Source organism: Ochrobactrum sp. BTU2, from assembly GCF_024539785.1.
Classification (GTDB): domain Bacteria; phylum Pseudomonadota; class Alphaproteobacteria; order Rhizobiales; family Rhizobiaceae; genus Brucella; species Brucella anthropi.
The window spans coordinates 548,699-562,621 of sequence record NZ_JAHWRG010000001.1 but is presented as its reverse complement, the minus strand read 5'-3'; the positions used below and the strand labels follow the sequence as shown (position 1 = coordinate 562,621).

Here is a 13,923-nt window from a genome sequence, read left to right as displayed (position 1 = left end):
CTCCGTGCTGTTTCTGCACGAAGCCGTTCAGATTGATTTTAATGAAAGCGCTTATTTGAAATCCGCTTTTGGACAAGCGGCGTACCGTCCCCCGGAGTTCCCCTGCGCTAGGCAGAACTCGAGGGTAGCTATCCCGTGATCGGATAAACCCGATGAAGTATGGATGCAAAACGGTTGTTCATATTGCTAAACTTGGTGATATTCCCGGCAATGTCAAGTGTAAGACCAACCGGGATGATATATCCCCATGGCACTTCGGCCTTTCGATGCTATAAAAGGATGTTCCTTTTATGTTCATCAGACGGTTCGTCCTCATGGCTGACACCATTGCACCTAACAGTTCGGAAAAAGGTGTATGCCGCGACTGCCTTGCGCCGCAAAAATCGCACACTGGCAGACGATGCCATGCATGCGGCAGCCCTCGCCTTCTCCGTCACAGCGAGCTTTATAAGCTCTCTCTGGCACACATTGATTGCGACGCTTTTTACGCATCAGTTGAAAAGCGGGACAATCCGGAACTGCGGGACAAACCGCTCATCATCGGCGGCGGAAAACGCGGCGTGGTATCGACGGCCTGCTATCTTGCCCGTATTCATGGCGTGCGATCTGCCATGCCCATGTTCAAGGCACTGGAAGCCTGTCCCGACGCCGTCGTCGTTAAGCCAAACATGGAAAAGTATGTTCGCGTCGGTCGTGAAGTGCGGCAAATGATGCGTGACCTGACGCCCCTCGTTGAACCTCTTTCCATCGATGAGGCTTTTCTGGATCTGAGCGGCACGGAACGCTTGCATAAGGCTCCACCCGCAATCGTTCTCGCAAGTTTCGCCAAACGCGTAGAGGATGAGATAGGCATTTCCGCCTCGATCGGACTATCCTATTGCAAGTTTCTGGCCAAGGTTGCATCAGATATCGAAAAGCCGCGCGGTTTTTCCGTTATCGGTGAAGCAGAAGCCCTGACGTTTCTGCGAGACCGATCCGTCAGCACGATCTGGGGAGTAGGCAAGGCTTTCGCAGCCAAACTGGAAAGTGATGGAATCAGGTCGATCGGCCAACTCCAGACGATGGAAGAAGGTGCACTTGTGAAGGCGTATGGCACTATGGGGCAGCGTCTTTACCGTTTGTCACGAGGACAGGACAGCCGCAAGGTCGAGCCGGACCATGATATGAAAAGCGTTTCGGCAGAGACAACCTTCAACAATGACTTGTCGGATGCCAACGATCTCGTTCCTGTTCTTCGGGCGCTCGCCGAAAAGGTCTCGCGGCGACTGAAAGCAAGTGAAATAGCCGGGCGTACTGTCGTTTTGAAGCTGAAAACACACGACTTCAAATCGCGTACGCGCAATCGGCAGCTTTCCGATCCGACCCAGCTCGCGGATAGAATCTTCCGCCACGGATTGCAGCTTCTCGAAAAAGAACTCGATGGTACACGATTTAGATTGCTAGGGATTGGGGTTAGCGAGCTTTCTTCAAGTGATCGCGCCGATCCGCCCGATCTAGTAGACACTCAGGCCACCAAACGCGCCGTCGCCGAAAATGCCATCGACAAGCTGCGAAACAAATTTGGATTGAGTGTTGTCGAAACCGGCTATACCTTCTCCAAGGGCAATCTGGCGCGCCCGCAAATGCCGCCAGATCGAGACGACCAGCATTGAAATTACAAAGCGCGAAGAAACCTTTGTAGAAATCTTCTACATTTGGCTCTAACGGCTTGACGAGACCGATCTGTATCAATATTGGAACGGGCCAAGGCGCTACCAACTGATTTGGCAACTGCCTTACGGAAGGCCTCGTGGCGGAGTGGTTACGCAGAGGACTGCAAATCCTTGCACCCCGGTTCGATTCCGGGCGAGGCCTCCAATATTTCCATATATAAAATCAATAGACTATTGAGATCAGCGTCGAATTCGACATGGCAAGCCTTGTTGCATCATGTTGGAAGTTAATGCCTATAAATTACAAATGGTTACGCAAAAATTGGGCGAACCCGTGTGACATCGAGCGGAACATACTTGGCTCTGTTTGTTGTCGTGAACAAAACAAAAGCTTCGGCAGGTGAAGTCTAAAGAAATTGCAGACATGTTTGGTGGTATTTGTGTTCGTGTAACGCGCAATAAATACGTAATTTGGACGCTTTGTAATTTCGACAGAATTGGCAAGCGCAATCCCGCTATTGCCAGATGAGAAATATTTCAAACACTTCTGAACTCCAACGGCGCAAGAACAAGACTTTGCGGCCACTATTCATATCAGCTGACTAAGAATCACGCCCGTACCGGCACTACAGAGCGCAACAAGCACCAAGAACCTCGGTATCGAAAGTTGCTCGATCCATTCAATCGCTCGTATACGAGGCGCTTCTATGCCTTTCTTATCAAACATTATCCCCTCCCACTATTTTTGTATATTTTTATCATACGGTCAAAATTTGTCACCCGTCACTTTAGTTTAGAACGAGATCAGCTATTTACCGATGTGTAAGAGCACCAAGCACCGCGAGAAAAAATTGAGAAACCATTGAAAAAAATGACGCATGTATTGTATGACTGATTTGATGCATCGGGCGGGACATAAACTATACTTGGCAGGAGAGCCAGCTATGTCACCGAAGCTTAAAGCTGCCCTTGTGGGTGCAGTCATCGCAGTTGTTGTCGGCTTTGCCGCATCGCAAGGACTGATCAGCCAACAGACAGCAGAAGACATAAAAACCAAGACAAATGAGGTCCTTGCAGAAGAACCCGCACCAGTACCTCAACAGCCTGCTCCCGCGCCTGCCGAAGCTACTCAGCCGCAAGAAAACGATACGCCGGCACAATAAGGCTCAAGGCGACTTCAACCCGTTGCTTCCGTCAGCATCAAAACCCGGATCAACCCGTACGAAGCGCCCAAAGAAGCGTCCGGTCAGAACTGTCGGTACAAAGATTGGCTCTGCGGGATAATCGTGGCCACAGTTTGCTTCGCTTGACCGAGGCCATATTATTCAGCGTCCGACCGTCTTCCGCCTGGGTACACAGAACCGCAGCTCAGCAAACGAGATATCCTGTTCAAGTCAACGGCAACAATCTTATCCGCCACGGCATCGGACTTGACCACCTTGGTGTGCGGACCAACGTCTATCAGTGCAGCATGAATGCCACTGCGGAAGCCATCGTTGACACTAACGCCAGAGCATCTCTCCTAGATTCAGCAAAAGCGGGCGATATGGAACCAGAGGTAGGTCACAAGTACGAGGTTGCCAGCAGGTGCTTAGATTACCCCTCAAAATTCGACTTTTATCTCGTATGGCAAGTCCAGTGTAGTGTAAATTTCGTTCGTTTTAGCGCGGAAGAGCTCAATAGAATCGGAGAAGTTATCCGTCCCGCGCCTCCCACAATAGTGAGGCGTTACAAGAACTTTTCCTGGAATCAACGACAGCTGAAACTAAGAGTTACGATGATTTCATACGGCATACTCACCAAACTTGATCATATCAAGTTGGTCTTCTCGACAGATCACCCAACCTTCAGTGACCTCTCGAAGAGATCGTGAACCAACGCTCCCCCACACGAGTGACTGGCCATTCAATTGACCTGCCATTACTGACTATCAATGTTACCTAATGTTTGTAACACGCCGAATTGTTATCGGATCAACTGAACAAACATGTGGGCGCAGACCGCGATTACAAAGACTGCGGCGAAGCCGGATTCGAGACGAAAATACCAAGGCATTGCCACTCTCCAATCATGGTTAACAGACAGCTAACCAACGCGCGAAGAACGATTTGGTTCAAAATGCTTCAGCAAGAATGAATATCGTCACCCGTTAAAGGGCGCATCATAGATTCATCGCTATCTATCCGCTTTGAATTGAGATGATGCCGGCGAGCTCACATGGAGGGATTCTGATCGTTCGCGAAGGTAATGGCCAACCGTACAATGCCTGCGCTCTCAAGCGCTTAGCTACGCCGTCCCGACAAACTCGCTAAATCGTTAGCGTGCCCTTACACCGCAATCAATAGAGTGTCCAAGTAGTTCGGTCACGCACCAAAGTGCACTGCGCCAGAAACTTCGTTTTGAATGCAGTGGAAAATTGAGCAACCTCATGAAATGAAGTGGCTCCCCGGGCCGGATTCGAACCAGCGACCAACCGGTTAACAGCCGGTTGCTCTACCGCTGAGCTACCGGGGAACAGGTGCTCGTCGTGTCAGCGAGGTGGCGTATAGCAAAAGGATTTCGCGTTTGCAAAGGGCTAAATCCATTTTTTTTCATCTTTTTGCATTATGGGACAAAAACCCTATATTCTCTGGGACGTTTTCCTCCTGTGAATTGTAACATATCAGCCTAAGAGATGCGCCTGTGAGTGACGAATACGCCGAAACACCCCGGAAAAAAGCCATCGTGATTCTTGGTCGGCGAATCCCAATGCCGCAATCAGTCATGATGCGGCGCATGCTTGGCGGCACACTCGTTGTCGGCGGCTCGTTGGGGTTTCTCCCGATTCTCGGTTTCTGGATGCTTCCACTTGGGCTTATCGTGCTTTCTCACGATTCTCATCGTGTCCGCCGCTTGCGCCGCAGAAGTGAAATCCACATCTGGCGCAAATGGCTGAAACGAAGGCCGACCGACGCGTAAAGTTGATCAACTATTTCGTGCCTGATGTTACCATCGCCCAGACCCATTGCTCTATGAGGACGACACAAGAATGGGCCATTATTGCCAAGAGCGCCCCGATAGCTCTACTTGCGTAATTCGCCTGGCGTGGTCTGTCGATGTTTTCGCAAAGCCGTTGTAAGGTGGCTCTGGCTGGAAAAATTCAAATGGCGTGCGATCTCATTTATTGGCATCGATGTTTTTCTGAGGCACCGCTCAGCTTCGTCAAGTCTCAGTTCCATCAGGTACTGGTGAGGCGTCTGCCCAAAACTCTTTCGAAAGCATGTCGAAAAATGCCCTGCTGAAATTCCCAACAATGCTGCCATGTCCGGAACCGAAAGAGGCTTGTGAAAGTTTTGGTTGAGATAGGCTTCTATCTGATGACGCGCTGCTTTGCTGAGTCCGATCTTACTGTCAGTTGAAGCGCGCTCATTCAACAAGACGCGTGCGATCGTACGCATTAGAACCAACCCTAGAGCATTCAGGTAAGCTTCATCCTGTCCGCCTCGCTGGCAAATTTCATCCCAGATCAAATGAGATAGCGGCATGCAATCTTTGCATGAGAAACTCGTAACGTTCTTGGGGCCGTTGTTTTCCTTGAATAGAGAATTCTGAAAAAAACTATCCTGAAAAAATTGCTGATCAGGCTGCATGATTATGATTTCGACGGGATCAGACCAGTTAATTGATAAAGTTGTAAAAGCCGGAACAATGAAAACAGTTCCGGCTGGGAAACTAGATTTCTCATCCGTCTCCACAGAAGAATACCATTTTAAATTGCGGGCGTGCTCTCGCAGGATAATGATGGTTGTAATATCTCTGTGGTAACTCGCCACCCCGATTTGGGTAGTCGCGCACGTTAAACCGCTCTTGCTCACTTTCGTCTGCACTTTTGTACCAGCCTCCTTCCCCGCTCTCTAATCTATAATAATTGATTGAAATTCAATCACTAAGCTCATCCTCACCTTAATCATTCGATCTGAAAACAGAGAATAAGAACACACAGTTTGTTGCTAGACCGCGCACAGCCTCCCTGTCGTACACTTGTCAAAAATACAACCAATAAACTTCAGTATTTACAATAATACAATTTAAACGTGTAATTGAAATTTGCAATCGGAATCTCAAGCGCTAAACATCGACCATTCTTTTGCAAATGGTTTGCAATAGCACTTGATCGTAAAACAGCGATCGGCTATGCAATTGCAACTGATTGGCAACAAGGATTTGGATATGCTGCGTCGTATTTTACGAACAACGACACTCGGTCTCGTGAGCGGAGCTCTTCTCTGGACAAGCGCAAGCGTTGCTTTTGCGGAGAAATTCAAGGCCGTGACGACATTTACTGTTATCGCCGATATTGCGCAGAATGTTGCGGGCGATGCCGCGACGGTTGAGTCAATCACGAAGCCAGGTGCCGAGATCCACAATTATCAGCCAACACCGGGAGACCTGATTAAAGCCCAGGACGCCAAGCTGGTCCTCTGGAATGGCCTTGGCCTGGAACTATGGTTCGAAAAATTCTTTTCACGTCTCAAGGATGTTCCAAGCGCAGTTGTTTCCGATGGCGTTGAGCCAATCGATATCAGCGAGGGACCTTATAGCGGCAAGCCAAATCCGCATGCCTGGATGTCACCGAATGCCGCATTGATCTACGTGGACAATATTCGGGATGCGTTCGTCAAAAATGATCCGGCGAACGCTGACATCTACAAGGCGAATGCAGAGATTTACAAAGCGAAGATTAAAGCGACGATCGATCCTATCCGGGCTGAGCTGGCAGCTATTCCTGAAGACAAGCGTTGGCTCGTTTCAAGTGAAGGCGCATTCTCCTATCTGGCTCGGGACTTCGGTTTGAAAGAGCTTTATCTCTGGCCAATCAATGCAGACCAACAGGGCACTCCACAGCAGGTGCGAAAAGTGATTGATGCAGTGCGTGAAAATGGCATTACGGCTGTCTTTTCCGAAAGCACGGTTTCTCCTGCCCCAGCCAAGCAGGTCGCTCGTGAGACCAGCGCAAAATATGCCGGTGTTCTCTATGTTGATTCACTTTCGGACCCCGACGGTCCCGTGCCGACATATATTGATCTCCTGAAAGTCACCTCCAGCGCGATTGCCCAAGGGCTCAAACAATGAATGCACCCATAGACCTTCATGGAGATACCTTCGCCATGCTGGATAAAAGCGCGGTCGACGGTATCAATGTGAGAAATGCAACTGTCACGTATCGAAACGGCCATACGGCTTTACACAATGCAAGTTTTACGACCCCAACCGGAACGATTACAGCGCTTGTCGGCGTCAACGGATCCGGCAAGTCGACCCTGTTCAAAGCGATTATGGGGTTTGTCAAACTAGCCAAGGGCGAAATATCTATTCTCGGAATGCCGGTTGGGGCCGCGCTCAAGAAGAACCTAGTGGCTTACGTCCCGCAAAGTGAGGACGTCGACTGGAACTTTCCGGTTCTCGTTGAAGATGTCGTCATGATGGGTCGCTACGGCCATATGGGCATGATGCGCATCCCGCGCCGCGCCGACAAAGAAGCCGTAGAAAAAGCGCTTGATCGCGTGAATATGCTCGAATTTCGTCATCGACAGATCGGTGAGCTTTCAGGCGGGCAAAAGAAACGGGTATTTCTTGCGCGAGCGCTCGCACAAGACGGGCGCGTCATTCTTCTGGATGAACCCTTCACTGGCGTAGATGTGAAGACCGAAGAAGCAATCGTCACACTTCTTCGCAGTTTGCGAGATGAGGGGCGCGTCATGCTGGTCTCGACCCACAATCTTGGCAGTGTTCCCGAATTCTGCGACCGAACCGTATTACTGAAACGAACAGTTCTCGGTTACGGGCCGACTGCGGAGGTTTTCACACAAGAGAACCTCGAAAAGACTTTCGGCGGCGTGCTGCGCCATCTTGTACTCGGCGAGACTAGCGGTGCAGGACGAGGCGCCGTCAGCGTCATAACTGACGATGAGCGCCCGTTTGTTGTTTATGAGAACGAAGACTCCGCGACCCGCAAACGGAGTCAGGAACAATGACCGTATTACTTGAGCCGTTCAGTTATAGCTACATGCTGAATGCGATGTGGGTTTCGGCGCTGGTGGGCGGGGTATGTGCCTTTCTTTCGGCTTATCTCATGCTGAAAGGCTGGTCGCTGATTGGCGACGCTCTATCCCATTCCATCGTCCCTGGCGTTGCGGGTGCTTATATGCTTGGCCTCCCCTTCTCCATCGGCGCATTTTTCTCTGGCGGTCTCGCCGCAGCAGCGATGCTCTTTCTCAACCAACGTACAAAGCTGAAGGAAGATGCTATCATCGGTCTGATCTTCTCGTCATTCTTCGGACTTGGCCTCTTCATGATCTCGTTGAAGCCGACGGCCGTCAGCATTCAGACCATCGTTCTCGGCAATATCCTCGCCATCACACCGGAAGATACTCTACAACTGGCAATCATCGGCTTCGTTTCCCTGTCGCTACTTCTTTTAAAGTGGAAAGATCTGATGGTAGTGTTCTTCGATGAAAACCATGCGCGTTCGATCGGTCTCAAGCCCAATCTGTTGAAGATCATGTTCTTCACATTGCTGTCGGCATCGACTGTCGCCGCGATGCAGACGGTTGGTGCCTTTCTCGTCATCTGTATGGTGGTAACGCCCGGTGCAACCGCATATCTACTGACAGACCGGTTTTCGCGACTGCTTTGGATTGCTGTTGCTATCGGCTCCGTCACAAGCTTCTCAGGAGCCTATGTAAGCTATTTTCTGGACGGTGCGACGGGAGGCATCATCGTGGTTCTCCAGACGCTTGTCTTCCTCAGTGTATTTCTGCTTGCTCCAAAGCATGGGCTGCTGGCCGCACGCCGCAAAGCGGCAATCGCTCTAAGGGAATTCCAGCAATGACCATTCTGGATATGCTGGCCTCACCGTTTCAGTTCGAGTTCATGCGCTATGCACTGGCTATTTCCGTGCTCATCGCGATACCAACAGCATTGCTGTCGTGCTTTCTGGTCCTCAAGGGCTGGTCATTGATGGGTGACGCTATCAGCCACGCGGTTCTTCCGGGTGTCGTTGTCGCCTATATTATCGGAATACCCTTCGGTATCGGAGCCTTCGTAGCGGGCATGGCCTGCGCCCTTGCAACCGGCTACCTCACCGAAAACAGCCGCATCAAGCAGGATACGGTGATGGGCATCGTATTCTCCGGCATGTTCGGTCTTGGCCTGGTTCTTTATGTTGCGATCCGCTCGACAGTGCATCTCGATCATATCCTGTTCGGCGACATGCTCGGAATAACATTGTCCGACCTCATCGAAACGGCCATTATCGCCGCACTGACCGCTGGCATTCTTGTCGTCAAATGGCGCGACTTCCTGCTGCACGCTTTCGATCCGGCGCAAGCCAGAGCCGTCGGTTTACCGGTCCGCCTGCTGCATTACGGTTTGCTTTGCCTGATTTCGCTAACGATTGTCGGCGTTTTGAAGGCCGTAGGCATCATTCTGGCTATCGGCATGTTGATTGCGCCCGGTGCAATTGCGTTTCTGCTCACACGCAAATTCAGCACCATGATGCTGCTCGCCGTAACAATTGCGGTCACCGCATCCTTCTTCGGTGTCTATCTGGCTTTTTTCATCGACAGCGCGCCCGCTCCAACAATCGTTCTGCTAATGACCGCAATGTTTCTCGCCGCGTTCATCTACTCTTCCCGGAGAAATGCCAAGTTCGAAGAACGTGCAGAAGAAGTTTGACTGAACGCTTCATAACAAGCTGGGTCCTGTACACTCTCCGTCAGACCTGCTTGCGTGCGACGTGGACAGCTTTGCAAAGCTGTCCACGTCTTCGTCTTTACGTCATACAGCTGTTATAAATTCTCGCTAAATAGCGCCTAGACGACGTTCCAAAATGGAACTGAAGATAGTTTTTTCAGCGCAATTTCACTTTTGCGGCTTGTCGAGGTGGCTTAAAGATGCTTCAATCCAATTTGCACGGCTGTGCAGAAAAAATAAAATCAGCCGGCGATCCTGGGGAGGAGACGCTTATGCCAGCGTTTTTGGAGGTGGCGGACGCGCGCGTTCGTTATGGCAACAATGAAGTTCTCAAAGGCGTAAATCTATCCGTCAAGAAGGGTGAGTTCGTCGCGCTTCTCGGCTCGTCTGGGTGCGGCAAGACAACCCTGCTGCGTGCGATTGCAGGCTTCAACATGCCGTCCAACGGCGCGATCCGTGTAGACGGCAGAGACGTCACCAAATTGCCCCCAGATAAACGCGGAATGGCCCTTGTCTTCCAGTCTTACGCGCTCTGGCCGCATATGACTGTCGCGCAGAACATGGGTTATGGTCTGCGTATTCGTGGCACGACGAAGGAGACCATCAAGCAGAAGGTTGATGAAGTTGCTCGCCTGCTGGGGCTGGAAGCTTTGCTGGAGCGCAAACCTGCCGCCCTTTCCGGCGGACAACGCCAGCGCGTCGCCCTCGGGCGCGCCCTCGCCATTCAGCCTGACATCCTGCTTCTCGATGAGCCGCTCTCCAATCTCGATGCACGCATCAGACTATCGGTTCGCCATGAGATCAGCGCTTTGCAGCGCCGTCTCGGCATTACAGCTGTTCACGTAACGCATGACCGGGAAGAAGCCATGGTCATGGCCGACCGTATCGTCATTCTCAATAATGGCGAAATTGCACAGGCAGGCGCTCCAGAAGAAGTTTACAACCACCCCGCCTCGGATTTCGTCGCGGCATTTATGGGCGCTGAGAATCTGATCGAAGTACCAATCCAGATCAAAGCCGACCGTATCGAGATCGCGGCAGGCGCCAACAACAAGGCGAGCACGATTTCGGCAGGACGCCGAAATCTGTCCGATGGCATGGCATCGGCTCGTTTCCGCAGCGAAGCAGCCTGTCTCACCAAGCCGGGAGTTGATCGGAACTCCCCGACGTCCGAATTAGCCCTCAACGGCACGGTGGAGCAGACCAGCTATCCCGGTGGCCTCTGGAGACACATGATCCGCGTCGGGGATCGGCACATCATGGTCGACGCTCAGGAAAGCCATCAGCCCGGCGCCAATGTTGAAATCCACATACCTGAACACGCCCTGTTTCTGTTCGACAAATAGTCAGGCGCCTGCCGTCTTTTCGTCAGTGTGCTGATGATGCGTCATTGAGTTAATGGGAGACTAGAGATCAACGAAATACGCAATTCACGTTGGACTTGATCGTGCACAGCTGTGCACATTGACCTCGCCGTCTTTCCCGCACCAAAACGGGGCACCCCGTTTCAAGATCGTTTTCACGGGCATTTTCGTGCCCGTGAATGACACCATTCCCGATAGACGCCACTGGATGCACTGCATCTGCTTTCAATCAAAAGACCGGAAATCCCGGTTTCATACAGGAGTCCTTTTCATGAGAACTATCCTGAACGCGGCAATGGCAATTGGTCTCACCGTTGCACCCGCCACCGCCGATGAGCTTACCGTCATCACGGCAGGTGACCAGAACATGGTTGACTATATCAATCAGTATCTCGGACCGTTGTTCGAGAAGGAAAATCCCGGAACGACCGTTCGCGTTGTGGGAACAGGTCCCGGCGATGCGGGTTCGCAGAAGGTTCTCGAGCGTTTCGAAGCCCAGTCCAAGGCTGGCGTGGAAAAATGGGACACCGACGTCGCCGTCGTCCACGAGAAATTCGTCGGACCGATGGTAACGGCGAAGTTCCTCGAAAATTATCGCGGCAAAATCGACAGCGGTAAGCTGGTGACGCGCGATAATGCGAAAATGGCGCTCGGTACGGATGTCGACGGCTACGTCATGCCGATGTTCAACAGCCAGACCGCACTTGCCTACAATCCTGCACTCGTTGCCAATCCGCCAAAGAGTTATGACGAGCTCGTCGCATGGGCCAAGGAAAACCCAAAGCAATTCGGCTATAACGGCATCAAGGGTGGCGCATCGGGCGTGAGCTTTGTTATGGGCTGGATCTATGCTTATGGTGGCGACGCAGACAAGCTGATGAAGGGTCCATTCGAAGAGGGCGAAGCGAAGAACTGGGACAAGGCGTTTGCCTCGCTAAAGGACTTTACAAAGAACGCCACCCTCACCCCAGGCAATGCAGGCACGCTCGACATGTTGAGCCGTGGCGAAATCGCGATGGGACCAGTATGGGTGGACATGTTCTATTCGTGGAAGGCGAATGGACAGCTTCCGCCGGAAATGAAACTTGTCCTACCAGCTCCCGGCATGCCCGGTCAGCCGATGCATTATGTGATCCCGGAAAAAAGCGCGCATAAGGAACTGGCCGAAAAATTTGTCGCATTGGCGACGAGCCCGAAAGTGCAGGCCGAAGGTATCGTGAAGCGCTTCAACTGGTATCCGGGCATCGATGCCGACCATGTCAAGGCAGAGCTGGACGGCGACACCTGGAAAAAGCTCTTCACCGACATTTCGCCGGACGAGCTTGCTAAATACGGCAAGCCTTTCCCGATCGCACCTTATAACACTGCGATTCTGGAAGCTTATGAGCGTCAGGTCGGCAATTAAGCTCAACAATCCTGCCTTCTATTGGAGCGCTTTGACGAACTTGGTTACATGCAAAGCGCCCCGATGTTGATGCCGGATATGCAATCAAGGCACCACGAGCGTGTCCGGCACTCCACATTGTCATGAGGTTTCGAATGTCGCATCGACTGACAGGTATTCTTCTTGTCGCGCCCGCACTGGCGATCGTCCTATTACTGTTCATCGTACCGCTTTTCGGAGCGATCACCGGAGCTTTCAATGTTTCCGGGGAATGGGGAACCGGCAATTTCACCAAAGCATTCGAACTTTATTCCAGCGACATCATCTTCACCTTTGTCATCGTTACACTGTCGTCCCTGCTGATTGCGTTATTCTCTATCGCCATCGGCGGTTACCTGACGCTCGGCTCCAACCCGCGCGCTGTCACTGTCCTGCGCTGGCTCTATCGCTGGCCGCTTTTCATCCCCTTCATCGTGGTTGGTCAGATACTTCGCACCTTCCTAGCCAAAAACGGGTTGATGAACAGCCTGCTCATTGAAACTGGGCTCCTAACCCCACTGCAGGCAATGAGCTTTCTCGACTGGCGTGGCATCGTCATTGCATTCGTCTGGAAACAGACGCCATTCGTCACCTTGCTACTGGCAGGTGCCATGGCATCCATCGATCGCAGCACGATTGAATCCGCTCGCAATCTTGGTGCCGGGCGGCTGCGCATTCTCATTGAGATTGTTCTGCCGCAAGTCCGCCAAACGCTGCTCGTGGGGTTGATACTGAGCTTTGTCACCATGATGTCCGTCTTGTCCGTTCCTTTGATGATCAACGCCCAATCACCAACGATGATCACGGCAAACATGGCATTCCGTATCAATGCTTATGGGGATTACGGCGTCGCAAATGCATTGGGTACGATCTCGCTCCTCATGACCAGCCTCGTCGCCTGGGTTTACCTGCGCCAGACCATGAAGGAACACGGCCAATGAGCAACATCATCGACTGGCGCTGGATACCGCGTGGCATATTGCTTGGTCTGCTCGCCTTCGCGATTTTCGGGCCGCTCGCCAACCTGCTTCTGTGGGCTGTAGCTGAGCGTTGGTATTTCCCATACACACTGCCGCTTCAGTATGGTTTCTCTTTCTGGGCGAATGTGTTTTCGCCTCGCGGCAATGCGCTCTCGTCACTTGGCACAAGCGTTCTTATTGCAGGCCTGACAGTGATCGTTTCACTCGGCCTTGCCATTCCCGCCGGTTATGCTCTGGCACGCCTGAAACTGCCGTTTCGCGGGCTGATCCTACTGACGCTGCTGATCCCGCAAGCTTTTCCAAACCTGCCCGTTTACGTAAACATCGCGCAGATGTTCTACTCTTTCGGCCTGAATGGTACGATCACAGGCGTCGTTCTGGTGCATGTCACTCATGGTCTGGTCTATGCCGTCTGGATCGCCACGGCAGCGTTTTCGGCAATTGATCGGGAGCTTGAAGAAGCGGCGCGCTCAATGGGCGCTTCCGCCCTCAAGACATTCTTCGACATCACCCTGCCAATAGCCGCACCGGGTTTGCTTGCAAGCGCGATCTTTGTCTTTCTTGAATCGCTCGATGAGTTTACCGGCACTTATTTCGTTGGCGCCCCTGATATTTCCACCCTGCCCTTGCTGCTTTATACAGCGAGTTCCGGCGGCAATTATCAAATCGCGTCGATCAGCGCATTGATATTGCTGGTGCCATCAATTGCCTTCATGTTCGTGGTCGAGCGCTTCCTCAGGGCCGATGTCCTTTCAAAAGTAGGGCGATAA

At 51.9% G+C, this 13,923-nt stretch carries 12 protein-coding genes and 2 tRNA genes; 12 read left to right on the top strand and 2 right to left on the bottom strand.

What is annotated here, in order from left to right; translation table 11 throughout:
• Positions 1-314 precede the first annotated feature (314 nt).
• The 3 genes from KWJ32_RS02690 (at position 315) to KWJ32_RS02680 (ending at position 2,815) form a co-directional block, all read left to right on the top strand.
• Positions 315-1,652 (top strand): DNA polymerase IV, encoded by a 1,338-nt coding sequence (locus KWJ32_RS02690; protein WP_040128682.1) that lies wholly within the window; start codon positions 315-317, stop codon positions 1,650-1,652.
• Between the two features lie 131 nt (positions 1,653-1,783).
• Positions 1,784-1,857 (top strand) — tRNA-Cys (locus tag KWJ32_RS02685).
• A gap of 739 nt (positions 1,858-2,596) precedes the next feature.
• Positions 2,597-2,815 (top strand): hypothetical protein, encoded by a 219-nt coding sequence (locus tag KWJ32_RS02680; RefSeq protein ID WP_040128300.1) that lies wholly within the window; start codon positions 2,597-2,599, stop codon positions 2,813-2,815.
• A 1,276-nt stretch (positions 2,816-4,091) separates the two neighbouring features.
• On the opposite strand, the gene KWJ32_RS02675 is transcribed toward KWJ32_RS02680, so the two are convergent.
• A tRNA-Asn gene (locus tag KWJ32_RS02675) sits at positions 4,092-4,166 on the bottom strand.
• Positions 4,167-4,334: 168 nt separating this feature from the next.
• Here KWJ32_RS02675 and KWJ32_RS02670 point away from each other — a divergent pair.
• Entirely contained in the window at positions 4,335-4,610 is a 276-nt protein-coding gene (locus tag KWJ32_RS02670; protein ID WP_012093073.1) for a hypothetical protein, read from the top strand.
• 104 nt (positions 4,611-4,714) lie between these two features.
• Here the strand turns inward: KWJ32_RS02670 and KWJ32_RS28265 are convergent, their stop codons facing one another.
• Complete coding sequence (locus tag KWJ32_RS28265) at positions 4,715-5,518, bottom strand: AraC family transcriptional regulator (RefSeq protein WP_040128296.1); 804 nt, start codon at positions 5,516-5,518, stop codon at positions 4,715-4,717.
• Positions 5,519-5,825: 307 nt separating this feature from the next.
• Here KWJ32_RS28265 and KWJ32_RS02660 point away from each other — a divergent pair, with 307 nt between their 5' ends.
• The 8 genes from KWJ32_RS02660 (at position 5,826) to KWJ32_RS02625 (ending at position 13,923) form a co-directional block, all read left to right on the top strand.
• Complete coding sequence (locus KWJ32_RS02660; RefSeq protein WP_086000500.1) at positions 5,826-6,764, top strand: metal ABC transporter substrate-binding protein; 939 nt, start codon at positions 5,826-5,828, stop codon at positions 6,762-6,764.
• A gap of 35 nt (positions 6,765-6,799) precedes the next feature.
• Entirely contained in the window at positions 6,800-7,666 is an 867-nt protein-coding gene (locus KWJ32_RS02655; protein ID WP_012093077.1) for a manganese/iron ABC transporter ATP-binding protein, read from the top strand.
• A complete protein-coding gene (locus tag KWJ32_RS02650) occupies positions 7,663-8,523 on the top strand; it encodes a metal ABC transporter permease (protein ID WP_012093078.1) in 861 nt (286 codons plus the stop codon). Before KWJ32_RS02655 ends, KWJ32_RS02650 begins: the two co-directional genes overlap by 4 nt.
• Positions 8,520-9,368, top strand: coding sequence for a metal ABC transporter permease (locus tag KWJ32_RS02645; RefSeq protein ID WP_012093079.1), 849 nt, complete (start codon positions 8,520-8,522; stop codon positions 9,366-9,368). The genes KWJ32_RS02650 and KWJ32_RS02645 overlap by 4 nt, the downstream gene beginning before the upstream one ends.
• Positions 9,369-9,658: 290 nt before the next feature.
• Positions 9,659-10,732, top strand: a complete 1,074-nt coding sequence (locus KWJ32_RS02640) for an ABC transporter ATP-binding protein (RefSeq protein ID WP_012093080.1) — start codon at positions 9,659-9,661, stop codon at positions 10,730-10,732.
• Between the two features lie 289 nt (positions 10,733-11,021).
• Positions 11,022-12,155 carry an extracellular solute-binding protein gene (locus KWJ32_RS02635; RefSeq protein ID WP_012093081.1) on the top strand — a complete coding sequence of 378 codons (1,134 nt, stop codon included), beginning with the start codon at positions 11,022-11,024 and terminating at the stop codon, positions 12,153-12,155.
• A 134-nt stretch (positions 12,156-12,289) separates the two neighbouring features.
• The gene (locus KWJ32_RS02630) at positions 12,290-13,114 is read left to right on the top strand and encodes an ABC transporter permease subunit (protein ID WP_012093082.1); all 825 of its coding nucleotides are present in this window, start codon (positions 12,290-12,292) and stop codon (positions 13,112-13,114) included.
• Entirely contained in the window at positions 13,111-13,923 is an 813-nt protein-coding gene (locus tag KWJ32_RS02625) for an ABC transporter permease subunit (RefSeq protein WP_012093083.1), read from the top strand. The genes KWJ32_RS02630 and KWJ32_RS02625 overlap by 4 nt, the downstream gene beginning before the upstream one ends.

Coding starts and splice junctions, on each gene's coding strand:
- KWJ32_RS02690 (WP_040128682.1), top strand. CDS start 315: ATGGCTGACACCATTGCACCTAACAGTTCGGAAAAAGGTGTATGCCGC.
- KWJ32_RS02680 (WP_040128300.1), top strand. CDS start 2,597: ATGTCACCGAAGCTTAAAGCTGCCCTTGTGGGTGCAGTCATCGCAGTT.
- KWJ32_RS02660 (WP_086000500.1), top strand. CDS start 5,826: ATGCAATTGCAACTGATTGGCAACAAGGATTTGGATATGCTGCGTCGT.
- KWJ32_RS02655 (WP_012093077.1), top strand. CDS start 6,800: ATGCTGGATAAAAGCGCGGTCGACGGTATCAATGTGAGAAATGCAACT.
- KWJ32_RS02650 (WP_012093078.1), top strand. CDS start 7,663: ATGACCGTATTACTTGAGCCGTTCAGTTATAGCTACATGCTGAATGCG.
- KWJ32_RS02645 (WP_012093079.1), top strand. CDS start 8,520: ATGACCATTCTGGATATGCTGGCCTCACCGTTTCAGTTCGAGTTCATG.
- KWJ32_RS02640 (WP_012093080.1), top strand. CDS start 9,659: ATGCCAGCGTTTTTGGAGGTGGCGGACGCGCGCGTTCGTTATGGCAAC.
- KWJ32_RS02635 (WP_012093081.1), top strand. CDS start 11,022: ATGAGAACTATCCTGAACGCGGCAATGGCAATTGGTCTCACCGTTGCA.
- KWJ32_RS02630 (WP_012093082.1), top strand. CDS start 12,290: ATGTCGCATCGACTGACAGGTATTCTTCTTGTCGCGCCCGCACTGGCG.
- KWJ32_RS02625 (WP_012093083.1), top strand. CDS start 13,111: ATGAGCAACATCATCGACTGGCGCTGGATACCGCGTGGCATATTGCTT.